The organism is Streptomyces sp. NPDC030814, from assembly GCF_055572155.1.
In genome coordinates, this window is the sequence record NZ_JBVIDX010000028.1 from 40,227 (window position 1) to 63,227 (window position 23,001).

A 23,001-nucleotide genomic window follows, 5' to 3' on the forward strand; every position below is an offset into this window, starting at 1 on the left:
TGAACCAGACCCATGTGCTGGGAAGGATCGCCCTTTCCTTACGTCCCTCAGGTCGAAGGAAGCACCGACGCGCCCGCCTTGGCGACGATCTCCTGCAGGGCTGCGACGTGCTGGTCGAAGGCCGCCCGGCCGACGCTGGTGAGCCTCGCCGATGTGCGTGGCCGCTTTCCGACGAAGCCCTTGCGGATCTCGATGTAGCCGGCGCCCTCGAGCGTCGTGAGCTGTTTCGACAGGGCGGAGTCCGACAGGCCGGCGCTGTCGCGCAGGAACCGGAAGTCCGCCCACTCGGTGGCCGCGAGGAGGGAGACGAGCGATAGCCGAGTGGGTGCGTGGATTAGCTCGTCGAACTTGGGCGTGATCACCGACGGCTCCCGGACCGGTTCGCGAGCATGAGGCCCAGACGGTACCGCGTGTACATCGGTCCACCGATCAGAAGGATCACGGCGGTGGCCGAGGCGCCAATGGTCGCGGCGTACGAAACCCCGAACGCCGTCAGGATGAGCGTGGCCACTAGCGATACGCCAACGATGACCGCCGCGAAGGCCAGGTCCGCGACCACGGCACGGGGGGCGAGCAGGTTGTTGCGCGGCTGGGCGCTACGGACCGAGCGGAACGCTACCAACCCGACAGTGGTGAGCACGCCGGCCACGAACAAGACGGTGGCGATCCCCTGGACGAGACCACCTTGCCAGGTATCGACGATCGCTGCGAACGCGACTATCAGGAACGCGATGGCCCCCCAGAACCAGTGGGGAAGGCTGGCCATCCGGATGACTTGCTCTTGCCGCTGGTCGATCTCGCTGAGTGCGCGGGCGGCCTCCTCCGGCCGCACCTGGTCAGTCATGTGCCCTCCTCGCAGTACTTTCCTAGAGGGAAAGTAGCATTAGGTTTCCTTGCAGGCAAGTATTTTCCTCGGTGGTGCGCTCCTTGATTCACGTACTCGGAGCGACAATCCGGGTGCCTGTCGAGGGGCTCCCATTTGCCCAGCGGCCTTGAAGGACCGGGAAGCCTCCGGGGCCAATTGGCCCCGGAGGCTTCGTCGTTGCCCAGCGGTCTTGGTTTTGCGATCAACGCAAGGCGGTAGGAGCCAGGCGGATCGTCTGCGGCTGCTGCATCCGGATGCGTATGGGCTTTGGTTTCCCCACCGTTTTCACCGGTTCGACGGGGTGTGGCGTAGTGCGCGGTGGTCGGGGAGGGCGGGTGAGGCGGCGGACCATGAGGGTGATGAAGGTCCAGGTGATGTGGGCCTCGCTGTGGGAGATGAGTCGCTCGTAGTCGCGGACGTTTCTCCTGGCTCTCATGATCCACGAGATCGCCCGCTCGACTCTCCAACGCTTGGCGAGGACGGCGAAGCCGTCCTGGTCCTTGCGGCGGGGCACCGTCTTGAGGGTGATACCGAGGAAGGAGTGGGACCAGTCGACGAGCGTTCCGCCGTAGGCGGAGTCCGCCCAGGCGACGGTGAGTTCGGGATGAGTCAGGCGCAGACGGAACAGCTGGTCACGGGCGGGGATACTGTCGTGCGGCGATGCCTTGGTGACCATTACGGCCAGCGCCATGCCGCGCATATCGACCGCCAGGTGCCGCTTTCGGCCGTTGATGAGCTTGCCGCCGTCGAAGTCGCGGGTGTCCTGGCCCACGGTCTCGGCACCCTTGACGGACTGGGAGTCCAGGATTACCGCGACGGTGCGGGCGTTGAGGCCGTCGTGAACACGGACCATCTGGTGCAGCTCGGCATGGATGCGGGCCAGGTCCCCGCTCGCCCGCCATCGCTGAGTGCCTGTTTCTGAAGTCCCGGCGGGTCTGTAAAGCGGCTCGTTTTGACAGGCCCGCCGCCCTCAGCGGCATCAGCCAGCCGCGCCGTGCAGCAGGATGGTGGTAATGAAGTCTGGGGCTTGTCGGGGGCCCATGTGCCCTTCGAGTGCCAGTTCCCATGCTGTCTCGGCCAGGCCACAGTAGGTCGAGGCCAGCCACGTGGCCGGCATGTCCTTGCGCAGCAGCCCAGACGTCTGACCACGTTCAACAATGGAGACCGTTCGGTCGAAGACAGCATCGGCCCGGGCGCTGGCCTCTGGCACGCCCAGGACGTCCGGCTCGACGTAGACAAAGTTCCACAACTGGGCGAATGCGGCGTAATCGCTCACCAGTGCAGCCAGAACCTGCTCCATGGGGGCGGTTTCCACCTCCGCCCGGGAGAGGGCCTGCTCGCAGTCATCCAAGATCTTCCCTGCCATTCTTATGAGTGGATGCGCAGCGAAGGCTCACGCTTTCCGGAAATCCCAGCCATCAACGAAGGGAAAGCCGGCATCTCACGGTTCCCCGGCTACACCCAGGTAGTCGGTACCGACAGCGAGGGCAACCTCCTCGTCCTCACCGAGTACACCGGCAAGTAGCGGTCGAGCCTATACATAAGCACCGGACTCACAGCGGCTGCCCTGAACGGACCAGGCCGCCGCTGAAGCCTGCGCGCCCGCGCGCGGCTGAGCGTTTGTCGAGATTCTTGTAGAAAACAGATCACAGGTCGGTAGATCACTCATGACCATGCACCGTCGACGCTTCCTGCAGAGCGCGAGCCTTGGCGCCGCGCTCACCTCTCTGGCCGCCTGCAGGGTCAGCCCGACCGACACGGGTTCCACGTCGGCCTCGTCCGACCGCGACAAGGTAATCGTCGTCGGTGCCGGGATCAGCGGCCTGGCCGCGGCCCGCTACCTGGCCGACCACGGTGCGGACGTGGTGGTCCTCGAGGCGCGCGACCGGATCGGCGGACGCATCTGGACCAGTGAGAAATGGGCCGGCATGCCGCTCGACCTCGGCGCCTCCTGGATCCACGGCATCGACAACAACCCGATCGCCGCACTGGCCGCGAAAGCCAGGGCACGGATGGTCGTGACCAACCCCGACAGTTCCACCGACTACCTTCCCGACGGCAACGAGGTCGACGACGCCCAGGCGAAGGCGCTCGAGGGCTGGCAGACGAAAATGGAGGACGCCCTCGCCGCGTACCAGGACAAGGCAGACAAGGACGCCTCGGTACGCAGCGCCGTGGAACGCTCCCTGAACTGGTCCTCCCTGTCCGACACCGACAAGACCCTGGCCTCCTTCAGTCTCAACGACTACGAGCATGAGTACTCGGGCAGCGTGAACCAGATGTCGGCCCTGTACTTCGACAGCGGAGCGAACATCAAAGGCAAGGACGTGCTGTTCCCCGGCGGCTACCACCAGATCACCGATCTGCTCGCACGAGGGCGGTCTATCCGCACCGGGCACGTGGTCAAGCACATCGACTGGGACTCCAGCGGCGTAACAGTCACCACCGACAAGGACATCTTCGACGCCGACCACGTGGTGGTGACGCTGCCGCTCGGCGTGCTGCAGAGCGGCGCGGTCACCTTCAGCCCCGGCCTGCCCAAGGCCAAGCGCACCGCCATCGCCACGCTCGGCATGGGCGTGCTCAACAAGTGCTACCTGCGCTTCCCCAAGGTGTTCTGGCCGAACACCGACTGGATGACCTACATCCCGGAGCTGGACAAGTTCGGCCAGTGGGATCAGTGGATCAACATCACCCGCCCCACCGGCAAGCCGGTCCTGCTCGGCCTCAACGCCGCCGACTTCGGCCGCACGATCGAAGGCTGGAGCGACGCCCAGATCGTCGACAGCGCCATGGGAACACTGAAAGCCATCTTCGGCAGCGACATCCCGGCGCCCGTCGACTACCAGATCACCCGCTGGGCGTCCGACCCATACGCGCGCGGCTCGTATTCGTACAACAAGATCGGCTCCACCCCGGCCATGCGCGACCATCTCGCCGCGAGCGTCGACAAGTGTGTGCACTTCGCCGGTGAGGCGACGCACCGCGCCTCCTACCAGACCGTCCACGGCGCCTACCTGTCGGGAATCCGCGCCGCAAAGGAGATCGCGGACTGAAAGAGTCGGCCCTGGGCAGCGCACACGCCTTGGTGCAGCCTCCAGCCGCTGGCCCCGACCTCGAAAGACGCAGCGCAGGGACGACGGGCGCCCCGCACTCCGCGGAGGCCACCGCTTCGGGTATCGAGCGCAGCACGTCGCTGGGAGTCGTCCTCCACGATCTCCGCTTCCACGATGTCGTCGACGGTGGACGGTGACCTTGGCCAGGATGCGGCCGACCTTGCGGAGCCGCTTCTGCAGGTGCTGCGCATCGACGGCCCGCCGCCGCTCGGTGGCGTTCTCGTCCAGCAGGGCCCGGTTCAGTTGCTCCAGGGCTTCCTCTGCAGCGTCGGGGCCGCCACGAGGGGATCGGCGGTGTCCATGGGCGGTGCGGTGGCGGCGCTCGGCTTCGCGCCGACGGGCTCGGGCTTCGCCTTGCCCGGGATGGACGGCTGCGGCGCGTGGTGCTCCTGCCAGTGGAGCGTGACCGCCTGGCGGCGATGCTGTGGGTCCTTCTCGGTGGCGGCCTTCTCCAGGGCCTTGGCGACCCCGGGCCGTGTCTGGTGGGCGGCCAGGCGGACCTTCCCGGACTCGAACGCCTTCCTGAGCGTTACGTAGTCACGGGCGACCTGTTCGTCCGACGTGCTGTCGGCGTAGTCGAGCATGGCGCGCACATGGGAGGCCGGCGCCGCTGGCCCAGGGCGTCCAGCACGGCCTTGGCCAGCCTCCAACCGAGGCAAACGCTGAGACTCCTGGCCTCCGCCTGCACAACCTGCCCCACCATGTGGCAACTCGTCACCCGGATGTGGCGGCGTCCGTACCGGGACGCCGCAGATACGGATGTCGCACGCACCGGGCTGCCCCACCGGATCAGCACTGCTCGTCGCATCCGCCTGCTTTTGGGACGGCCGGGGCGGTGAAGCGTCAGGCGGAGGACATGCCGTCACGGTAACGTGCCCGCGACTCCGTCCGCCTTGAAGTGACCTCGTCAGGGCTGGCGAGCAGAAACGCCGAATCCTGCAACGGCCATGTACACGAACAGGCCAGCCATGACAACGAACGTAATGCGGGCGGCAATGAAGGCGGCGTCGGGGACCTCCTCGGCGCCCGGGTTGAGCCTCTCACGCCACCCTCGTACCCAATCCGCCTTCACACACGCCATAGTAAGAAACACCGCTGCCAAGACGAGGCCGAGCAGATTCAGTGTGTCGAGTTCATTCATATCTTCTTCTCCCGCTCTGTGCTGTTGTCGCGGCGCCACGAATCGCCTGTGTGCCCTGCCGTGCCGGAGCTACGCAAGGGCGCCGTTCAGGGGCCGGAGCATGCCCAGCCGCTCCCAGTCTCCCCGGAAGCGAACTTGACGATGGCTACAGGGGTTCGCCGTACCGACTTCGCAGCAAGTCCGGTGGTGGGGAGGATCGGGATGCCTGGAAGAAGGCTGTCATCCGAGGAGGGCTACGGGGGCGTCCCAGGCGTGCGCGCTTCCCGTCCGTGCTCGTCGAGCGTGTCCGGGGCGCGGCCGGCGAACGCGACCACGAGCCGGGGTCCGTGCGGCGGCCAGGGCGGGCCGCAGCTGTGCGGTGGCCACGTTCCTGAGGCTGGCCGTGCCGTATCGCGGCGATCAGCCGGGCGCACTGAGCGGTGGGCGTGTCGGGTCGCCCGTGCCCTGAGCGCGTCCCGACGGAGATTACGCGGGGCCCCTGTCCACTGCATGGCGGAGGGGCAGCCGGGCCGGCCGGCTGGCTGCCCCCTCGTGCGGGTGGATCGGTTCTAGTGGGTGACGAGGTCGGAGGGGTCGGTGTTGGCCCCGCACAGGACCACGACGACCTTCTCACCGGGGGCAGGCCGGTAGCTGGTGGTCTGCGTGGACGGTGCCGGCGCCTCCCCTCGGTGAGGGTGTGTGTCCGGGCTGAGGAGGGCGGCCAGGGCGGTGGCGGCGCCATGCGCGACGGCGATCCGCCGGTGGTCCCACAGTGCCTGACGGGCGTGGACGATCATCTTGTCCGGTACGAGTACTGAGTGCACCCGGCCGCGTTGGGAGGCACCGGTGGGAACAGAGCAAGAGGCCCTGGCCGTACCCGCGTGTGAGGAGTGGCTGTGTCACTTCGCGCACTGAGATACAAGGCCAGAGGAGCGCCGTGGCGCTGTGCTGTTCCCCCTCTATGTTTCCGCGGTCGCGCCGGCCAGGGAGTCAAGGAGCTCTCCGAAGGTGATCTTCTCGCTGTCGTAGTCGAAGGTCATGGCGGTGGCGAGGGCTTCCCACTGGTCGGTGCTGCGCCCGCAGTGGTCCAGCAGGATTTTCAGGGCGACTTCGGGTTCGTGGCGGGCGAGGATTTCGTCGGCGGGGATCTGGCGCAGGTGCTCCAGGGTGCGGTAGCGGGACTTCACGACGGCGCGGTAGACCTCGGAGCGGGAGAGGATCTCACCGGTGGCGGGGGAGTCGAGCCAAGACTGCAGGACGGCCGCGGGGTCGGGGTACTTGCCGAGTTCATCGTCGTCTAGCAGCCGCACCACACCGTCGTCCTCGTCTTCTGGTACCGGGACGGCGGCCGCCGCGGCCAGAAACCAGTCGGGGCCATCGGCCTTCTCGGCGATCCAAGCCAGTTCGGCAGGGTGCAGCCCGTTCAGGACGTCGGCGACGGCGGTGTGCGGGGTGTGCGGGTTGGCGGCGAGGGTGGCCAGGGTCTGGACCCGGCGGTGCTCGGAGTGGCGTTCCAGGAGCCGGGCCGGGCTGTCGTTGTCGGGATCGACGTTGTCGAAGACGCGGATCAGGGTCCGGCTCGGCTTGGGGGAGACGACAGCTGGCTGATCCAGCCGGGCGAGCTGGGCGCAGGCCCCGGCGAGGTGGTCGGGGTTGGCGCTGAGGAGGGCCAGGTCCTCGGCGATGCGGAGGACACGGCCGTCGAACTCGTGGTCGCCCTCCTGCTTGTCGGACCAGGTGAGCAGCTGGCCGCGGGCGACGAGAGCGTCGGCGGCCGCGTGCAGCTGATCGGCGGCGAGTTCGGCCAGGCGCGGGTTGTTGTGGACGCGGTTTGCGATGTGGTGCAGGGTCCGGCGGGCGGTCACCTGCGGGTTGGGCAGGTCGTCCAGTTCGGGCAGGCACAAGGCCGGGACGCAGGCGAGCAGCAGGTCCTCGCTGAGTGCGGGAGCCGGGTCGGCGTGGAGTTCCTCGCCATCGGAGTCGGCGGCGCGGAGCTGGGCGTCCTCGAGTGCCTGCGTCTCGGCGTGGTCTAGCAGCAGGTGCTGGACAGCTGCCCCGAACACGGGGTGCGCGGTGAGCTGTGCCCATCGCTGGGGGCAGCGGGACAGCATCGCCCAGTCGGCGCGGCCGCCCAGCTCCAGCGACCAGTCCTTCGAGAACGCGGACACGGCCTCCCAGCCCTCTTCGGGCTCCGGGTGGAGCAGGTAAGCGGCGAGCGGGGTGAGGCAGGCTTCCAGGACGGCGTCGAACAGCTCTGGTGGCACGGGCGGGGCCGGCGCGGCGCCCTTGGCGCGGGTGTAGCGGTCGGGATCCCAGTCCCGGACGACCTGCTCCACCTCGTGGCGGGGGAGGCGGGGCAGGAGCGCGATGGCCGCCTCGACCTGGCCGGGGGTGCCGTGCCAGCGCGGAGATCAACCCGACCCAGGCCCGACGGTGCCGCAGGATGGCGGGCACGTCGGCGGCGGTCACGGTGCCGTCGGCCACCAGGGCGGCCAGCGTCTTCTCATCGGCGTGCACCAGGAGCTGGCTGCGGAGCCGCTTGGCAGAGGTCCGGGCCAGCAGCGCGGGCAGCGCGCCTTTGAGAGCTTCCTCCCGCCACCGGTCGGCCTGGGCGTCGAAGCCGTGCGGCGTCGTCGCCGGGGCGCACAAGGCCCCGATCACCGTCTTGAGGGCTTCCTTGGGGAGGTCTTCGCTCATCGCTAGATCCCGCCACAGTGGGTACGTACGGGCATTGACCATCCTCGGATCCCCTCCCACACCTGACCCGGCGTCACTGCCTGGTCGCCATCCGTAGAAGCGACCGTACGGCGCACTCGGACCCGAGCGGGGCGCGATCCGCGAAGTCGACTCCTTGCGCGGCCTTCAGCTGCCTGGTGCTTACTGATCGTTTCAGAATGACTCCGGTCGATCGCAGCAATCCTGTTGGCACTTGTACAGCTGAGTTGGCACCTTGGCCCATGGCCTTGTGCGTGCGGCTTGGTCCGGACCGGTCGGAATGTAGGAGTGGGTGGATGGGCGGGGACGCGGAGCGGGAGTGCTGGGAGCTGCGGTCGGGAGCCGGTGTGGGTCCGTTGCGGTTCGGGATGTCTCCAGCCGAGGTCGCCCAGGCGCTTTTGGTCCCTGGGCCGCAGGAACGGGTTGGCGGTCCGTATGCACAGGAGGACTTCCCGGATGGAGTGAAAGCGTTCTACGACGCGGGCAAGCTCGCCTGTGTTGCGCTGGATGCGGTCACCGGTCCGCAGGTCTTCCTGTCTGGCTTCCCGCTGGCGGGAAGCGATCCGGAGCAGGGCCAGCAGTTCCTGCTGTCCCACGCTGCGGAGCATGGGAACTGTCTGCTCTACACGTCTGATGATTCGCTTTCCCTGACTGATATCGGGGTTCTTCTGCGCTCGCAGCAGGTCGGGGCAGCGCGCCTGACCCGTCCGCTGTTCGTGAAGGAGGAGTGGTTGGAGTCGGAGTACTTCCGTGACCACCTTCCGCTGGAGGGCGCCTCAGGCTGAGGGTTCGATCACGTTCGGGCCCTCAAGCGGAGCAGTACAAACAGTGGGGGATGCAGTACCTGTGGGCCCTCGAGCACTACCTCACCGGCAAGCCGAAGCGGATCGTCTCCGACGCCGAGGCCGCCCGGCTCCGCGCCGCCGAAGACGAGCAGAAGCAGGCCGCGGAGGACGCCAATCACCTGGCCGCGCTGAAGAAGAAGCTGGGCATCGACCCCCGCGCCAACGCCGGCGCGTTCCACCCGTATCAGGGCGGGCTACCCACGCTCGGCAAACACCGCTGAACGAGTAGCGACGGATACCTCGTCACGTTCGCGACAGTGCCCGTGGCGAAGGCGCTCTCCAACGGGGCGGCGCTGGTGCCCGGTGTCAGTGCCGCCCGGATACTCGCGCCATGCCGAACACACGGCTTGATGCTGCCGCTCCATCAGCGGAAGAAGCGTGGCGACGGCTGTACGAGGACTGCTTGCTGCTCGGCCGCAGCGAAGTCGACGATGGGGCTAGAGTTTTGAAGGTGACGTGTTGTCTGAGGTGAGGGGGGCTCGTGGCTGAGCTTGTCCGGAAGCAGCATGTGGATGCCTATGTGGGGTTCCACGCCTTCGGGCTGCAGGAAAGTGATGACGCCGACCTGCCCGTTCCGTTCCCGGACGACTTCGACTTCGATGCTTTTCTCAGTACTCATCCCGGGCGGCTGGACATCACCAGCGGCGGCCACACTCACACCGCCGCTGTCACGGTCGAGGTGTGGGACGGCCCTCCGGCAGCGACGGATCCGGCCGACTGGGACAAGCAGGCCGAAGCCGACTTCGCCTCCACCAGTGGTGAGGTGGCAGTGTGGTCCATGCACACCGGCCGGACTGATGCCCTGATCACGCTGGCTGATTCCGGCGGATCGTGGCGGGTGCGTGTCAGCTGTGCGGGCCGCGCCGCCGCTGCGGCTCTGTCGGAGGGCGAGGGCACCGGACATGGTGTCGAGCGCTACCTCGTGCAGTTCTGGCCGGCCCGATCGTGAGCAGACGGCGGCAGCAGGCCCCGGTCAATGGCCCGCTGCCGCCGCATTCTGAACCGGATCAGCTGACGATCTTCACGATGAAGCCGTCGAGATCGTCCACGCCGTCGAGGCCGTCGAGGATGCGGTTCTTGGCGTAGAAGCTCTTCAGAATGGACCCGCCTGCCTGGTTGTCGTCCTTCGCGATCGGCTTCGCGGAGAAGTTGAACTTCTTCGCTTCCGCGTCGTAGTAGTTCTCCGCGGCCCCCTCATAGGTGCTCGCGAAGGGGTACTCGTCGCACTCCTTCGTCCCGCCGGCGGTGTAGTTGGCTCCCCAGTAGCGCTTGCACTGCTTGACTGCTTCTCCGCGGTTCTTGTCGATGCGGGCGGCGCTCACCGTCCGGTGCAACGGATCCTTGGCCGTCTGACCGGGCACCTTCTTCGCCGACATGTACGGCTTGGTGTCCTCCGGGACCAGAAACGCCTGCCTGATGTGCTGGGCCTCAGCGCGCTCGTCGGCTCCCGCCTTGGCGCTCAGGGTGAGCGTCGGCACGTAGCTGAAGGTGGCCGCGCCCTTCTTGTCTGGTTTGCCGCCGCCGGTGGAGTTGGCCAGGTACGGCGCAGTCTCCCAGCGTGGTGCGAGCATGAACAGCTTGCCGCCCTGGCTCCCGCTCAGCGTCCATGGCGCGGGCGGGGTGTAGCTGATGGCCGGTTCGTACACCGCGAAGAGCAAGTCCGTCTTGCCCTTCAGGCCCGTTCCCTTCTGGCCCTGCCCCGGCTTGGCGTTCACCGTCTCGCTGAACGTGCGCAGCGCTTTCAGCTGGGTAAACGTCTGTGTGCCCGGCTTGTTGCCGCCGCGGGTGTAGCGTGCTCCGGCCGGCCAGCTCTGCGGGATGTTGCCCTTCGTCGTGATCGGCATCGTGGCCGCGCCGGTCGTGCCGGCCGTGACGAAGTCAGTGAAGTAATACTGGAAGTTGATGGTGCGGCTGTTCTTGGCGATCGTGCCGACCACCCGGACGTTGAACATGCTCTCGCCGACGGGCTGGTTGTTGCGCACCCAGGTCTGCAGGAACGACGCCCCGTTGCACACCGCGAACCGGGACTTCACGTAGAACGCCTTGCTGCTGCCCAGTCCTTTCTTGCACTCCTCGAACGTCATCGTCCGCGCGGGTTCCGGGGCAGTGGTCGCCATCGGTCCTACCGATGGCCCCTCCAGCGTCTGCTCCACCGGCGCCGGAACTCCGGATGCCCTGCGGGACAGCAGCGCGTACGAGGCCGCCGGCCCCACCGTCTCCGCGGCCAGACCCACCCCAGGCTCGGACTGACCTGCCAGCTGCCGCAGCTGCTCCATTCCCCGCCCGCTCTGCAGGTCCTCCAGCGACGGCTTCGCGGCTCCGACCGGGAGCACGTACGACTCCACCCGCAGATCATCCGAACCGTTGTCCGCCGCCTGTGCGGTGGTCAGGCTGCCGAGCACCGTCATCGCGACGGCGCCCGTACACAGCAGTTCTCGCATTCTCATCTTGTATCCCCGTGTTTGACGCATGGTCAGAAGCGGCGGGACACCTTCGGCTGGCGTGTCCACGCCGAACTGATGCGATCAAAACACGAGGCACTGACATCGAGCCTCCCATTAACGACCCTGGGCGCGCCCGGATCCCCAGACCGTACGCCGCCTCGCTGGGGCGGTGAACCCCAGCGCCTCCGGCCGCCGACCGGCATAGCCGGGTGATGCGCGAGCTCAGCCCAGGGCGGCGGCAGCCGCCCCCCTCGGGCTCGTACGTGTGAGGAGCGACCTGCATCCTGCCCCTACTCGTACCGAGGTGGTGGGCCTGGGTGCGGGGAGCGACCGCGTGGGTCGCCGGTTCCGACGAACGGCGCAGCTCAACCAGCGCACGGTCCCTCCGCCGGAGACGGTGCCAGGCGATGCGCAGTAACACGGCATGCCCCGTTGTCAGTGCTGCCCCCTACCGTGGCTTTGGTAGCGGCTGGGGCCGGCCTTCCGGTAGCGCCGCGAGGGCCCGATCACCCTTGGCATTTCATGCAGAAGGGCAGGTAGTGGGTTGGCCAACATCGTCTGGCATACGAAACTGCGCATCCATCTGGACCTGAACAAGGATGACCTCGGGCACGAGGAACATTCTGGGCTCTGGGACATGGTCTACCGCATGGACAAGATGTACGCCGCCCGCGGGGTTCCGGTCGCCGAACGCGATCTGCAGTGCGGAGGCGTGTGCCAGGAGGCCGGCGTGGAGGCGCCGATGTACCTGCGCCTGCGGGCCAACGGTCGGCGCGAAGCCGTTCACGAACGGCGAGAAGACGAAGAGCGCCACATCGTCCCCGTCAGTGACGAGCACAAGGCGTACCAGGAACGGATCCTGCGAGCCGCGGTCGAAGGCGGCTTCCACGGCGACAGCGAGGTCCGCACCCGCGTGGGCCGCAGTTGGATCCAGACCGACACGCTCGTCGAAGGAGCCCACGGACTGCGCATCGGCTGGGAGGTCCAGCTGTCCTCCGCTGGTACCGACGGGCCTCGCAGCGTCCGGGCCCGTGCGGGGAAGGCCGAGAAGAACGGGATCACTCCTGCCTGGCACACCGATCGGGCTGACTACGCACGCCGCAACGACACGCAGTGGACCCGCAGTGACAACCTGCCCGCCTATGTGATCGCCAAGACCGGTGATCTGCGCGTCGTCTCGGGCTTCCGTGCCCTGGACTTCTGGCGCTGCGACATCCGCGCCCTGTACCCCTGCCCGGACGGCGTGCGCCGGTGCGGTCGCTTCCATGCCACGCCGAAGCCGCGTGACGTCTTGTTCGATGACCTGGTGCGCCGGACGGCGGCTGGCACCGTCGTGCCGGTGCAGTTCCGCGTCGGCGGCACGACCCACCGCTTCTGGGTCACTGACACTGACCGCGACCGCCTCGAGGATCTACGCAGCGACGACACCAAGCTGCCGCCCATCCAGGAGCCCGACACCCCTGCTCATGCCAGCCGTAACCGGCCGACCTGCAAGCCGTCCCATGCCCCGAAGGCTCCGGCCTCTGTCCCGGAGCTTCCCGCAGCCCGAGTCCCGGCCCAGCATGCTCCTCCCCCTGCTGAGACGGCACCCGTCCAGCCTGTGACAGGTCCTCAGCCAGGCCCCAACCCCACGCTGCACCCAAGCGGTCTGCCCGATGAGCTCGTTGCGTTGCAGCAGGCGGCCGATGACGCTCATCTTCAGCTACACCAGCTCGATGACAACGAGGAGCGTGACCGGCAGCGCCGGGTGTGGCTCGACGCCGCTGAGTCTGTGCAGGCTGCTGTCACCAGGCACGCAAGGTCGCAAGGTCTCAACCGGTACGAGGTGGAAAAGCGGCTGCGGCAGGTCGTCCGCCATCCGGAGGCGCAGCCGGGCAGGCTGCTGTAGCTATACCCCGGCATGCATCAGCTGCGGCCGCACCGCATGCCGGGGGACCCTCCACCGCATCCGCTTGTACATGGTTTGACCTGCCGATGCCCCAGCCCGTTCGGTCCGAGCGCCAAGGAGGCCAGCGGCGGGGCTGAGGCCGGGTCAGGCCGCCGGCGGCTGGCTTGAGGGGGCGGCATGGTCGGCGGGCTGGTCCAGCTGCTGCTGGCGGCGGCGCTGCTCGTTGCGATGGTCCTCGACACGTTGGGTGAACAGCTTCAGTGCCTCGGCTTCCCGGTCCTCGCCGTATTCGCTGTAGGGGCCGATGCCAAGCGTGAAGGCGTTGGCTTCTTCCTCGATAGCGTCGGCGGTCTGGAGTAGGAAGTAGCTGCGCTCGCGGTATTTGTAGTAGCCGGTGAACGCGGCTGCCACCGTGACGGTGAAGCCGATGGACACGATGGTGATGTTCTGCCACGTGTACTGGTTGCGGGTATCCAGAGCCGCGACGACCGTTGTGGACGCGGAACCGATCATGATGAGGTTCTGCAGCGTGTTGTGGACACGTCGGTACTTGCGGCTATCGGTCCGGTGCTGCTCAATGACTCCGGCGACATCCTCCCTGTAGAAACTGCGCCTTTCCTGCACGGTCGGGTGGTAGAGCGCGCTCAAGAACCGCAGGGAATCACGGTTGGTGTCCAGAGCTTCCTCAAGGTCGCCCAGGGTGGCGCTTGTCTGGCCCTTCCCTGCCATGAGAGCTGCTGCACCGGAAAGCAGCAGCAGCGCGCCGCAGACGATGTCGACGCGGACGAACTCAGAAGGGGAGCCCCAGAACAGGGCCGTCCAGAGGGCACCAGTCAGAAAGGAAGCGGCTGCGATGAGCAGCATCACGAACTGGTGGAACCTTCTTCGTCTGCGGCGGGTTACGCCTCGTTCCAGGTTCCTCACGATCTGTCGAAGGTTGCGCAGTGTGGTCCGTTCGTTGTCGGCGGTCTCCCGCTGTTCGGCACTGAGCGCTTCTTCGGCATCGCTCATACGGCGGGGTGCGTCGTCATCGAGACTGCGGGGCACGGATTCTCCTTTCTCTCATGCGCCGGCTCAGGGGGCGAACGCTTCGGTCAGGCTGATGCGGTAGCCGTCCTCTTCCATCAGCACGACGGTGACGCCGAACGGGTTGGGGTGGTCCATCTCGATGGGAGTGAAGGAGTAGTTCACCGCGGCCTGGATGGGTGGCACCAGTTCGCCGCCGGGCTGCGGCGCAGGGGCCGGCCTCCAGTCCGGGGCGACCGACGCCCAGCCCTCGGGGCTGCGGGACAGGAGCTGTCCGTTGTAGGGGAACTGGTGCAGGACGTGCCCGTCCCGGGTGGCGAGCACCATGTTCAGGCACGGCGCCGGGCCGACGACTGGGAGCTCGCAGGCGGTGGCGACGTCGTGGGTCTCCCAGGCCAGGACCACCTCGTCCGCGCGGGCGGCCGCGGCGATGTTCGAGAGTTCCGCGATCCCGGTGAGCGCGTCCTGGCCGACCTTGAGCGGGCGGACCCAGATCATCCCGACCAGTTCGCCGCGCACCAGCGGCATGATGAGCGGGCGCGGGACCGTGCCCTCGCTCAGCGAGGCGGCGTACGCGCTCTTTGCTACGCCGACCAGTGCGTCCCACATCCGCACGTCCACGGAAGCCCCCTCATCTCAGCTGTTCGTGATCACAGCCGACCCTGCCACGCGGTGTGATGCGGTGTCAGGGCGATGATCGGCCAGCCCCTTCGAGTGGAGGGCTTGGCTGGTGGCAGGGGAAGGCCGCCAGACAGCCCGTTGTGGCGTGAATCACATCGGGCGTCGGGAAATTGAGTGCCGGATCAGCTCTCTCCCGCCGCAGGTAGGTGAACAGACTTACCCAAGCGACAAAGGAGGCCCGAGATGCCTGCGGTTTCAACGCCGGACTCGGCACCCGAGGACGCCGCTCAGCGCCCTGCTGCAGGACCGTCCGAGGCAGCAGGACCACTGCTCGCCCCCTCAGTGGAAGGATGCGGCGTGCCCGAAGCCGTGGCTCTCGACGAGCCGGGCGACGCCGGACCTGCAGCACCGACGGACACGCTCGACCTGGACCACGGTGTCTTCCCGCCGCTTGACGACGCCGTCCTGGACTCGGGCAGCCTGGCTGACGTTGTGGACACGGCTTCCTTCTTGTCCGGCATCAGCGACTCCTTCCAGCCATTGGCCGGTCTCGGCACGATGCTCAGCGCGTTCACCGGCCTGACGAACTTCGGCCTGGCCCCGGCCATCGCCAATATCGAGCTGCCAGTCCCCCGGCTTCCCAACATCAAAGAGATGGTCGGCCAGTCGCTGCTGGACGGGCTGGGGACCCGCAATGCCGCGCTGTCGGCGCTGGTCAGCGTGCAGCCCCAGGTCCCCTCGCTGTCCGAGGCCGCGAATTCGGTACTGCAGACCTCCGCTGTGAACACACTGGGGCTGCTGGACGGCCTCAACCCGGCCAGGACGGCCTTGTCCGTGATGGAACCCCAGATCAACAGCCTGGCAAGCATGCTGGGACCCGCCATCCGTCTGTCGTCGATGGCTAACGCCTTCCAGCCGCTGGCCGGTCTCGGTGAACTGATTCGTCGATCGCAGGTCGGCCTGGCCCCGGCGTTCAAAGGCCTCCCGGCTCTGATTCCGCCCCTCACCAGCCTCTCGAAGATCGCCGGGACGCTGGCACCGAACGGATTCGCCATCCAGGTGGGACTGCCGCAGATGGTGCAGGAGATCCTCCGCGCCCGCCCGCCGCTGACGGACCTCATCGGCGGCCATGTGGCCGACCTCTTCGCCGGCGTCCGCTCCGTCGCCGACTGGGCGAAGCAACTGAAGCCGTCCGTCCTTGCCGAGGCCCGCTACGCCTTCGACGCCTATATGAAGGGCGACACCGAGCCGATGAAGGACTTCCTGCGCCGCTGCCTGCGCCTGTGGCCGGTGCTGGAGGACCACTGTCAGGCCCTGGCTGTTGCGATGTTCGAGCGCGCCTGGGAGCAGGAGGCCGACCTCACCGATGACCAGTCGGTGCGCAGGGTCCTGATCCGGTACGCCCGCCAGGGCTGCGACTTTGAGCGCGATCACCAGATCCGTGGTGCCTCGATCGGTTACATCCCAGCCGGGTGGGAGCAGCGGGACACCGTGCCCGGACCGGAGGATCTGGTGATCCCTCGCGTCGTTCCGTGGGCCCAGCAGTTCGAGACCGCCCCCGTACGGTATGTGGCCGGCCAGCTCAACGAGCAGGAACAGGCCGTAGTCCGTGCCTGGTCGGAGAACCACCCCCTGCCATGGCCCAAGGCATCGGATCTGGTGCAACAGGATGAGGCGCAAGGAGAGCGGGCCCGCCGCAAACTGATCCGCCTCGGCAAGGAGTGGCGCAGGCGCGAGAACAGCCGCCGGGAGCTCCCGTGAGTACGCCGTCCGACCGGTCGCAGGAGCCGCTGATGACCGTACGGGCCGCGGTCATCTTGATGCTGGGCATGCAGATCGCCGTGGCCGCCGGCGTGCTGACCGTGCTGGCAGGGAACCCCTGGGCTGTCGCGGTGCTGGCTGCTGGAGGAGCCTTCGTCGGCACCGTGGCCTTCGCCCGGTCTGTGATCGGCTGAGCCGGCTCGGGCGAACAGCGCGCCCGGGCCGACGCCGTGAGGTGCGATGCGCGTCGCGGCCCTGTCGCGGGCTTGGGGCACCGAGTACACAGTTGGTCGCGGAGAGTAGTGGCCGGGCCTCGCCGTTGCAGGGGAGGGCGAGGTCCGGAGCGAGCTCGGTGTACGTCACGCCCGCTGTACGAATCTCGGCGCGTGGCCCGAAGCTGCTCGGTTCGTCGGCGTCCCACAGCCGGAGGTCGCCGGCGAGCAGGTCCGCCGGAAGGTGAAGCGACTTGCCAACCGGCTCACCCGCCGCAAGACCGGGGACGGTATTGGGAACGGGTGATCGCTCACTTCCCGCTCCGTCGCACTCGGCCTGGCACCGGGAGGTGGATCGCCCTTACGGACCTCGTCGGCCGAGCTTGCCGGCCTCCTGCGCCAGCGCGGTGTCCCAGCCGTGCTGGCGAAGACTGTGGCGAGCCCCCGGTGCGCGGTGTACCCCACGCGCCGGCCTGCCGCTGCGACGCGACCTCCACTCGGGGCGCTCACCGACCGGGACTTCGGCGCCCCACACCATCCTGCTGAGAACACATGACGGTGGCCTCCCGGTTTGACCGGGCGCCATCTGCGCTGCCCGCGCTTGAACGCACGCGACGACGACCGTCTGCCCCAGCGCTTCGAAGCCCACCTGCATCACCGCGTCACCGTTCGTTCAGCGAGCCGCCAGATTGTCACCCGAATGGGTGTCAGCCCCTCCCGTATGCAACCGTCACAGGCGCTTGGAAGTCCTCCACGTGCAGCACCGTTGATTCCACTGTGGAGGAGCACCCTCTTGCGTAAGCGTTCCATCCTGGCCGCAGCCGTCACCGCCGGCGCCGTTGCCGCGCTGGTCCCCGCGGTATCGGCTCAGGCCGCCGAGTACAGCTCGGCGCTCAAGGTCCGCGGCGTGCAGTACGACGCACCCGGCCGCGACTCCAACAGCTGCACGAGCGGCAACACGGCCGCCGAGTACGTGACGGTCAAGAACTACTCGACCACAGCGACCGTCAACCTCAAGGGCTACGTCGTCAAGGACGCCACCGGCAACCGCTTCACCTTCACCGCCAACCACTACCTGGAGCCCGGCGACTACGTGAAGCTGCGCGGCGGCCACGGCACCGACTCCGACAAGTACAACGTCGTCTACCGCGACAACTGCAACTTCCTGTGGAACAACGACCGCGACACCATCTATCTGTACAAGCCCTCCGGCAGCCGGGCAGACGTGCATTCCTACACCAAGAGCGGATCCGACCCCGATGGAGACGGCTACATCCGCTACCACAACTGAGCTCAGCCGCAGCCGGTCGTCGCTGTGTCCAACTGCGGGCTGCCCGGACCTCGTCCGTGCCGAATAAGCAGCGCTTCTGGAGCTGCCCGGAGCCCGTGCTTCGCGCGTTGGCTGCCAAGCTGATGTTCGTGGCGTGCCGCGAAGAGTCGGCTCCGTCGGCCGGCGGTGAGCTGCACGGCCAGCTGGTGGCGGAGCCGTCGGTGCGAGTCACCTGGAAGTCCGGCTATATCCGAGGTCACCGCGACGGATCTTGCGTCTGCCGTGCCCGTCTACGTACCGCCCGCCGCGCTCGCGGTCATCGTGGTACTGCTCACTGTGGTCGCCATCGTGGCGCGGAGCTGGCTCTCAAGGATGCAGCCTGAGTAGGTCATCGGTACCTGGCCCGGGTTGCCCTGTAGGCCGCGGTGGAGCAGAACTTCTGTCGTACCGTCCGGATCCTTGCGGTGTCCCGGCGGAAAGCCTCGGGTAGCACCTGTCGGAGCGACCGGGAGGGGAAGATCGTGGGCAAGGCGAGCCGGGGTAAGAAGCAGCGCAGCCGTGACACCTCGACGACGTGGAGTGCTACCAAGGCGGCCCGTGCTGCGCACCAGACACGAGCTGATACCCGTCGGCTCCTGCAGGACAACACGTGGGTGCGCACGATGATGGCGTCGAACGCAACCAACCGGATGACGGAATTACGCACCGTGCTCCACCACAGCAACGTGCCTGAACAGCACCGCGAGAACATGGCGTTCGCGATGATGTTCGGCAAGCAGGGGATGCGGCGGCCGTGGCCGTCCAGCCCCATTGAGGCGGCGCGGTGGCAGATCCGGCAGGTTCTGCAGCTTCTCGACAGCGCCGAGGTCCTCGTCATCTCGCCAGCCGCGCACGCGGCGGTCATGGCGGCGGCCGCCACCCTGGAGCCCGCTGACGTCGCCACCCTCACCAAGGACAGGGACATCCCCATGCCGACAGGGCTACTGGTACTGCCGGAGCCGGTCGTGGTGGAGAACAGGGGCGGCTCGCTCTCCGACATCCGCGCGTTCGGCTGGCAGTTCGTCACCCAGGACCAGGTCCTGCCCGATGCCCAGTACCCGGGGATCCAGCTCACGTGCTTCATGGACCGGGACGGCCCCGTACAGCCGGAGTCCTGGCGCCTTGCTGTCTCCCAGGCGCGCGCTGCCGGGTCTCCGCTTCCTCCACTCGTTCCTGACGGAATCTACGGACTGCGGGCGGACGGCGCCCTCACCGCCGAGCACAGCGAGCAGCACGCCGATCTCTCCGAAGAACACCGCAGGCTCAATACCGTCCTGAACCAGGTCGCCCAGCACAACACACAGCCGCCGGAGGAAGGGCAGTGGGACGGCGGGCGGATCACGGACACCTACGACGACTTCGCCGCCCGCTACGCGTTCGCGTTCTGGCGGCTCGCCGCCCAAGGCGTCACAGTCCTCGGCGCCCCGGCGGAACCCGGCGAGGACAGCCCCCGGAACCGACCTGGGACACAACCGGCTGACCCCGACGTCCGCGTCATCCGCCTCGCCCACCAGGTGCCCGCACAACGTTCGGCGGAGGACGCCGAGACGAGCCGGGTCTACCACCACCGATGGACCGTCCGGATGCACAAAGTCCGACAGTGGTACCCCAGCGCCCAGGAGCACCGCCTCATCTGGCGCGGCCCCTACATCAAAGGCCCGACCGACGCGCCCTTCATGGTGGGCGAGAAGGCGTACTCCGTGAACTGATAGCCGAAGCGGCCCACGCGGCTGCCGTACTCCGAGCCCGAGCCAGAGTTGAGCGTGCCCAAGCAATCGGGTGGCCGGGTCGGCGCTCAGCCGCTACCGTCCCGGTGTCTCCGGGGCGGAAATGTCGGCGGCTCGGGTCAGATAGTCGAGTGCGGTGGCCAGGCGGAGCCGGCCCTCCTCCGAATCCTGGCCGATCCAGGTGGCCGCGTCGAGGTTGGCCGCGGCGTAGCCGATGAGGTGCCGTTCGTAGCCACTGCTGTGCTGTTCGGCATCGCGCAGGACGGTCAGCAGTGCGGGAGCAGTGGGGCGGACGGGGATGGGCAGGCCGAGCTGCCGTACATGGAGGTGGATCTCTTTGAGGATCAGGACGTCGTAGGCGGGTTCGTGAAAACTGTCCTGCTCGGGCAGTTCGCGGCTGCGGGCTAGGTGTGCGATGTCCGGGTCAGGCCGGGTGAGGGAGGGGGAGGCGGTGGTCTGTTTGGCAGGCATGTGTCCGGTCTCCTGCTTGGCCGCGCGGTACTCGGGCCGGTTTGACCCGAGCACCGCGTCGACGATGGACACGCCGTGGTGAAGGCCAGGGGGACTGGGTCGGCCGCGTGATATCCGTGGTGGGCGGCTTGGTGAGTGTGTCGGCAGCCGCGGGTTGGCGGCTGCCGAGGGTGTGCTCGCTGGAATGTGTTCAAGCTGCGCGTGGCGTCCAGGAGTACGGGAGCAAGGGATGGCCGTCCCTCATCCAGTGACAGAATTCCTGGGCGTCACGCAAAACGCCGGTTCCGGTAGCAGCGCCGCTGCCGAGCTCGAAGTGGTCGACTTCGAGGAGGACGTGGTCGCCGATCTGCGGCGAGAGGCCCAAGTCCAGCAGGACGTGGGCGTTGCAGGTTGCGATGAGCTTCCACGGCCGGGACCAGGAGAAGTTGGCCCGAGGTCCTTGCCGCGAGGTGATGACGAGGTCTTCGGTGAAGTGCTGGTTGATGGCGCAGAAGACCCACATGAGTCCTGTGGCGTGGGACAGCTCCTTGCTGTGGGTATTGGGGACGCTGTCTTTGGACTGCTGGAACTCGATTTTCGTGCCGTCGCGCCCCCACACGTCCAGGCGTCGGCGGCCGCCGTGGCTGCGCATCTCTGAGCGTGCGGACCCGACGACCCGCTGGTAGCTCAGGGTCCACAGCTTCCGTTCCGCCGTGGTGCCCGTGGGGTGCGTCACGAGGGGGAAGTGGCGGGGTGAGGAGGTCATGCGGCGACCTGCCCGGTGGATGCGAAGGCGGCGAGGAATTCTCGCAGTTTCCTGCGGCTCAAGCCGTACGCACGCAGGTTGATCGCCTCGGACTGGACGATGTCTTCGACGCTGGCTCCCTCCGGGTGGCGGGGGTGTGCGGCGGCCACCAGTTCCAGCACGTCGTAGTAGCCACGCATCTGCTTTGACTGCCGGTTGATGGATCTGATCGTGTCGTCGCACTCCTTCACCTTGCGCATCGCCTCCGCGACGAGATCGCTGTCCTTGATCTGCGCCAACGACTCCAGGCGGCGGGCGAGGCTGCTGAGCTGCTCGTAGCAGTGGGAGCGGGCGGCGTTCAGCTGGACCGCGGTCGTGTTGACCTTCGGTTCGTCGTCGACCTGCGACTGGGGCGGGACGATGACCTCGATGACCTCTCCGGACTTGGGGTCGACCATCTCCACGCGCTGGCCGGGAACCAGCTTCTCCGGCAGCGGCTCGGGCTTGTCGACCTTGTGCGGTGGCAGCTGGGGACCGCGCTCGTCACGGGCCCGCGCTGCCCAGGCTGCCTTGAACTGCCGGACCAGCGCGCTCAGGTGACGGATCTGCTCGATCTCCGCGTAGGCGGCGTTGTCCGCGGTCGGCTTCGGCAGCTTGCCGCGGATGTACTCCACGACGGCGGCGGGATTGTTGGGGTATTGGGCGCTGGCGTCGTTCATGTCCATGAAGAGCGCCAAGGCTGCTTCCTGGTCCTCCCGCTCGTACTCGGACGGCCCCGCGTACACGGTTCCCTGATGTTCGATGGTGTGGTAGCTCATGCCACTTCCTTTCCTGATTCTGCTGCTCGCGCTGCTGCAAGCAGAAGCTCGTGCCATTGCGTCACTGACCCGCACACCCGGTTCAGAGCCGCGAATTGTTCGGGCGGCAGGACGGACACAATCTGGGCTGGATCGAGATCCATTGATTTCTCCAGTGCTTTCATGGTTCGCAGCACTAGCCGCAGGGTGATCTCGAGCGCGGAAGGCTCCTCTTTCCCGAAGACCCTTTCCTCCTGGGTGCGGGCGTCGGCCTTCGCCCTGCGGAGCATCAAGGAGGCGCTTTCCAACGCCTCCAGGCCTCCCTCGGCAGCCAGAACGCCGAAGAACTGGGCAGGACCCTGCGGGTCCTCAGCGACTGCCTGCAGTACGCCCGCAACTAGCTGCTCGTCAGGCCGCGCCGCGGCATCTATGGGTGAGATGCCGCTGGCTTGCCGCGCGGCCGGGACACCGAGACGCTTGCGGTAGGCCGGGCCGGTCAAAGGGGCACCTCCGCAGGCCGCCGTCTCCCGCAGCGCAGCCAGGAGGGCATCGAACCGGGCGTGCGGATCGGCCTCGCCGAAAGTCTGGAGCGCAACCTCGCGCAGCACGGTGTACGAGGCGGCACCGCCGGTCTCTTCCATGGCCTCCCGGCGGTCCGGTGTGTACCAGGCAGACACCCGCCGATATTGGTCCACCGTGTCAAAGCTGATGGTGCAGGCACGGGCGAATTCCTCCAGGACACGACGGACCTCGGCCGGATCAGAGGCCGAGCGCGCAAGGGCCAGGATGAGGTCACCCTTGGACAGGCGCGCTGCGCACGCGGCAGCCACTCCCCGGGACTCAGCAGCATTTAGCTGATCCCATGCATCACGAACAGCACTCTCCGGCAAGACCGCATTGTGCAGTTCACGGCCCGGCTCATCCCAGAAGTTCATGCCGCCGAAGTTAGAAGCAGCCACCGACACCGTGTACGGCGTCCGAGTTACACCGCACCCCAGACGGAGCACTCACATTCCTCAGTGCGGCGCATTTGTAGCAGGAACAGAACCCTTCATTCGCCCGCAGCAACTTCCATATGTGCGGATGCGCGGCTTCGTATTGTTCGCCCAGACGGATGAAGGGCGGTGAACGGCCGACGGGACAAACGCCGATACCGCCCCGCGCGACTCTTGCCAGCACGAGTGGGAGCAGATCCGCGCCCGGCAGGCCGCCGCCAAGGCTCACGCCGAAGCCGCACGGCTGGCCGCCGTCCCGGCCGCGCCCGTGGCGCAGGTCGTCCTGCCCTCGCCGCGTTCGGTAACCGTGCCCGATCCGGTCGACAGCGACGTCCACCAGGCAGCAACTCGTCCTCGAGGACCTG

The 23,001-nt window shown here is 67.5% G+C and carries 25 protein-coding genes; 10 read left to right on the forward strand and 15 right to left on the reverse strand.

Annotated elements, in window-relative coordinates; all coding sequences use genetic code 11:
- Positions 1-47: 47 nt before the first annotated feature.
- From ACZ43N_RS36270 to ACZ43N_RS36285, 4 genes are all read right to left on the reverse strand, one after another.
- Positions 48-362, reverse strand: a complete 315-nt coding sequence (locus tag ACZ43N_RS36270) for a winged helix-turn-helix domain-containing protein (protein WP_468103304.1) — start codon at positions 360-362, stop codon at positions 48-50.
- Complete coding sequence (locus ACZ43N_RS36275) at positions 359-844, reverse strand: hypothetical protein (protein ID WP_468103305.1); 486 nt, start codon at positions 842-844, stop codon at positions 359-361. The genes ACZ43N_RS36270 and ACZ43N_RS36275 overlap by 4 nt, the downstream gene beginning before the upstream one ends.
- A gap of 223 nt (positions 845-1,067) precedes the next feature.
- Complete coding sequence (locus ACZ43N_RS36280; protein WP_468103306.1) at positions 1,068-1,718, reverse strand: transposase; 651 nt, start codon at positions 1,716-1,718, stop codon at positions 1,068-1,070.
- A gap of 126 nt (positions 1,719-1,844) precedes the next feature.
- The gene (locus ACZ43N_RS36285) at positions 1,845-2,231 is read right to left on the reverse strand and encodes a hypothetical protein (protein WP_468103307.1); all 387 of its coding nucleotides are present in this window, start codon (positions 2,229-2,231) and stop codon (positions 1,845-1,847) included.
- Positions 2,232-2,243: 12 nt separating this feature from the next.
- Between ACZ43N_RS36285 and ACZ43N_RS36290 the strand changes: the two genes are divergently transcribed.
- Positions 2,244-2,390 (forward strand): hypothetical protein, encoded by a 147-nt coding sequence (locus ACZ43N_RS36290; protein ID WP_468103308.1) that lies wholly within the window; start codon positions 2,244-2,246, stop codon positions 2,388-2,390.
- 148 nt (positions 2,391-2,538) lie between these two features.
- Positions 2,539-3,921 (forward strand): flavin monoamine oxidase family protein, encoded by a 1,383-nt coding sequence (locus ACZ43N_RS36295; RefSeq protein WP_468103309.1) that lies wholly within the window; start codon positions 2,539-2,541, stop codon positions 3,919-3,921.
- Positions 3,922-4,220: 299 nt separating this feature from the next.
- Here the strand turns inward: ACZ43N_RS36295 and ACZ43N_RS36300 are convergent, their stop codons facing one another.
- The 4 genes from ACZ43N_RS36300 to ACZ43N_RS36315 form a co-directional block, all read right to left on the reverse strand.
- Positions 4,221-4,565, reverse strand: coding sequence for a hypothetical protein (locus ACZ43N_RS36300; protein WP_468103310.1), 345 nt, complete (start codon positions 4,563-4,565; stop codon positions 4,221-4,223).
- Positions 4,566-4,888: 323 nt separating this feature from the next.
- The gene (locus ACZ43N_RS36305) at positions 4,889-5,122 is read right to left on the reverse strand and encodes a hypothetical protein (RefSeq protein WP_468103311.1); all 234 of its coding nucleotides are present in this window, start codon (positions 5,120-5,122) and stop codon (positions 4,889-4,891) included.
- A 548-nt stretch (positions 5,123-5,670) separates the two neighbouring features.
- Positions 5,671-5,925 carry a hypothetical protein gene (locus tag ACZ43N_RS36310; RefSeq protein WP_468103312.1) on the reverse strand — a complete coding sequence of 85 codons (255 nt, stop codon included), beginning with the start codon at positions 5,923-5,925 and terminating at the stop codon, positions 5,671-5,673.
- Between the two features lie 135 nt (positions 5,926-6,060).
- Complete coding sequence (locus ACZ43N_RS36315; RefSeq protein WP_468103313.1) at positions 6,061-7,437, reverse strand: hypothetical protein; 1,377 nt, start codon at positions 7,435-7,437, stop codon at positions 6,061-6,063.
- Between the two features lie 840 nt (positions 7,438-8,277).
- Here ACZ43N_RS36315 and ACZ43N_RS36320 point away from each other — a divergent pair.
- The 3 genes from ACZ43N_RS36320 (at position 8,278) to ACZ43N_RS36330 (ending at position 9,610) form a co-directional block, all read left to right on the forward strand.
- On the forward strand, positions 8,278-8,601 hold the full coding sequence (locus tag ACZ43N_RS36320) for a hypothetical protein (RefSeq protein ID WP_468103314.1): 324 nt from the start codon (positions 8,278-8,280) through the stop codon (positions 8,599-8,601).
- Between the two features lie 50 nt (positions 8,602-8,651).
- Positions 8,652-8,882 (forward strand): hypothetical protein, encoded by a 231-nt coding sequence (locus ACZ43N_RS36325; protein WP_468103315.1) that lies wholly within the window; start codon positions 8,652-8,654, stop codon positions 8,880-8,882.
- Between the two features lie 260 nt (positions 8,883-9,142).
- Complete coding sequence (locus ACZ43N_RS36330; protein ID WP_468103316.1) at positions 9,143-9,610, forward strand: hypothetical protein; 468 nt, start codon at positions 9,143-9,145, stop codon at positions 9,608-9,610.
- A 58-nt stretch (positions 9,611-9,668) separates the two neighbouring features.
- Here the strand turns inward: ACZ43N_RS36330 and ACZ43N_RS36335 are convergent, their stop codons facing one another.
- Positions 9,669-11,102, reverse strand: a complete 1,434-nt coding sequence (locus ACZ43N_RS36335) for a NucA/NucB deoxyribonuclease domain-containing protein (RefSeq protein WP_468103317.1) — start codon at positions 11,100-11,102, stop codon at positions 9,669-9,671.
- 547 nt (positions 11,103-11,649) lie between these two features.
- On the opposite strand from ACZ43N_RS36335, the gene ACZ43N_RS36340 reads away from it, so the two are divergent.
- Positions 11,650-12,993 (forward strand): hypothetical protein, encoded by a 1,344-nt coding sequence (locus ACZ43N_RS36340; protein ID WP_468103318.1) that lies wholly within the window; start codon positions 11,650-11,652, stop codon positions 12,991-12,993.
- 144 nt (positions 12,994-13,137) lie between these two features.
- Here ACZ43N_RS36340 and ACZ43N_RS36345 read toward each other — a convergent pair whose 3' ends face one another.
- Positions 13,138-14,040 carry a DUF4231 domain-containing protein gene (locus tag ACZ43N_RS36345; protein ID WP_468103319.1) on the reverse strand — a complete coding sequence of 301 codons (903 nt, stop codon included), beginning with the start codon at positions 14,038-14,040 and terminating at the stop codon, positions 13,138-13,140.
- 27 nt (positions 14,041-14,067) lie between these two features.
- A complete protein-coding gene (locus ACZ43N_RS36350; protein ID WP_468103384.1) occupies positions 14,068-14,628 on the reverse strand; it encodes a hypothetical protein in 561 nt (186 codons plus the stop codon).
- A gap of 369 nt (positions 14,629-14,997) precedes the next feature.
- On the opposite strand from ACZ43N_RS36350, the gene ACZ43N_RS36355 reads away from it, so the two are divergent.
- The 4 genes from ACZ43N_RS36355 to ACZ43N_RS36370 all read left to right on the forward strand — a co-directional run bounded on the left by ACZ43N_RS36355 (position 14,998) and on the right by ACZ43N_RS36370 (position 19,631).
- The gene (locus ACZ43N_RS36355) at positions 14,998-16,401 is read left to right on the forward strand and encodes a hypothetical protein (RefSeq protein ID WP_468103320.1); all 1,404 of its coding nucleotides are present in this window, start codon (positions 14,998-15,000) and stop codon (positions 16,399-16,401) included.
- Positions 16,398-16,595 (forward strand): hypothetical protein, encoded by a 198-nt coding sequence (locus tag ACZ43N_RS36360; protein WP_468103321.1) that lies wholly within the window; start codon positions 16,398-16,400, stop codon positions 16,593-16,595. Before ACZ43N_RS36355 ends, ACZ43N_RS36360 begins: the two co-directional genes overlap by 4 nt.
- Before the next feature lie 811 nt (positions 16,596-17,406).
- Positions 17,407-17,904, forward strand: a complete 498-nt coding sequence (locus ACZ43N_RS36365) for a lamin tail domain-containing protein (protein WP_468103322.1) — start codon at positions 17,407-17,409, stop codon at positions 17,902-17,904.
- A 704-nt stretch (positions 17,905-18,608) separates the two neighbouring features.
- On the forward strand, positions 18,609-19,631 hold the full coding sequence (locus tag ACZ43N_RS36370) for a hypothetical protein (protein ID WP_468103323.1): 1,023 nt from the start codon (positions 18,609-18,611) through the stop codon (positions 19,629-19,631).
- 93 nt (positions 19,632-19,724) lie between these two features.
- On the opposite strand, the gene ACZ43N_RS36375 is transcribed toward ACZ43N_RS36370, so the two are convergent.
- The 4 genes from ACZ43N_RS36375 to ACZ43N_RS36390 form a co-directional block, all read right to left on the reverse strand.
- Complete coding sequence (locus tag ACZ43N_RS36375) at positions 19,725-20,120, reverse strand: hypothetical protein (RefSeq protein ID WP_468103324.1); 396 nt, start codon at positions 20,118-20,120, stop codon at positions 19,725-19,727.
- 190 nt (positions 20,121-20,310) lie between these two features.
- A complete protein-coding gene (locus ACZ43N_RS36380; protein WP_468103325.1) occupies positions 20,311-20,865 on the reverse strand; it encodes a hypothetical protein in 555 nt (184 codons plus the stop codon).
- Entirely contained in the window at positions 20,862-21,662 is an 801-nt protein-coding gene (locus tag ACZ43N_RS36385) for a hypothetical protein (RefSeq protein WP_468103326.1), read from the reverse strand. The genes ACZ43N_RS36380 and ACZ43N_RS36385 overlap by 4 nt, the downstream gene beginning before the upstream one ends.
- Positions 21,659-22,576 (reverse strand): hypothetical protein, encoded by a 918-nt coding sequence (locus ACZ43N_RS36390; RefSeq protein ID WP_468103327.1) that lies wholly within the window; start codon positions 22,574-22,576, stop codon positions 21,659-21,661. Before ACZ43N_RS36390 ends, ACZ43N_RS36385 begins: the two co-directional genes overlap by 4 nt.
- Positions 22,577-23,001: the final 425 nt, after the last annotated feature.

What these genes read in the sequence shown, in the direction of transcription:
- ACZ43N_RS36375 (WP_468103324.1), bottom strand. Translation starts at nt 20,120, where the DNA reads ATGCCTGCCAAACAGACCACCGCCTCCCCCTCCCTCACCCGGCCTGAC.
- ACZ43N_RS36385 (WP_468103326.1), bottom strand. Translation starts at nt 21,662, where the DNA reads ATGAGCTACCACACCATCGAACATCAGGGAACCGTGTACGCGGGGCCG.
- ACZ43N_RS36280 (WP_468103306.1), bottom strand. Translation starts at nt 1,718, where the DNA reads ATGGTCCGTGTTCACGACGGCCTCAACGCCCGCACCGTCGCGGTAATC.
- ACZ43N_RS36305 (WP_468103311.1), bottom strand. Translation starts at nt 5,122, where the DNA reads ATGAATGAACTCGACACACTGAATCTGCTCGGCCTCGTCTTGGCAGCG.
- ACZ43N_RS36300 (WP_468103310.1), bottom strand. Translation starts at nt 4,565, where the DNA reads ATGCTCGACTACGCCGACAGCACGTCGGACGAACAGGTCGCCCGTGAC.
- ACZ43N_RS36325 (WP_468103315.1), top strand. Translation starts at nt 8,652, where the DNA reads ATGCAGTACCTGTGGGCCCTCGAGCACTACCTCACCGGCAAGCCGAAG.
- ACZ43N_RS36350 (WP_468103384.1), bottom strand. Translation starts at nt 14,628, where the DNA reads ATGTGGGACGCACTGGTCGGCGTAGCAAAGAGCGCGTACGCCGCCTCG.
- ACZ43N_RS36295 (WP_468103309.1), top strand. Translation starts at nt 2,539, where the DNA reads ATGCACCGTCGACGCTTCCTGCAGAGCGCGAGCCTTGGCGCCGCGCTC.
- ACZ43N_RS36380 (WP_468103325.1), bottom strand. Translation starts at nt 20,865, where the DNA reads ATGACCTCCTCACCCCGCCACTTCCCCCTCGTGACGCACCCCACGGGC.
- ACZ43N_RS36335 (WP_468103317.1), bottom strand. Translation starts at nt 11,102, where the DNA reads ATGCGAGAACTGCTGTGTACGGGCGCCGTCGCGATGACGGTGCTCGGC.
- ACZ43N_RS36390 (WP_468103327.1), bottom strand. Translation starts at nt 22,576, where the DNA reads ATGAACTTCTGGGATGAGCCGGGCCGTGAACTGCACAATGCGGTCTTG.
- ACZ43N_RS36285 (WP_468103307.1), bottom strand. Translation starts at nt 2,231, where the DNA reads ATGGCAGGGAAGATCTTGGATGACTGCGAGCAGGCCCTCTCCCGGGCG.
- ACZ43N_RS36290 (WP_468103308.1), top strand. Translation starts at nt 2,244, where the DNA reads ATGCGCAGCGAAGGCTCACGCTTTCCGGAAATCCCAGCCATCAACGAA.
- ACZ43N_RS36275 (WP_468103305.1), bottom strand. Translation starts at nt 844, where the DNA reads ATGACTGACCAGGTGCGGCCGGAGGAGGCCGCCCGCGCACTCAGCGAG.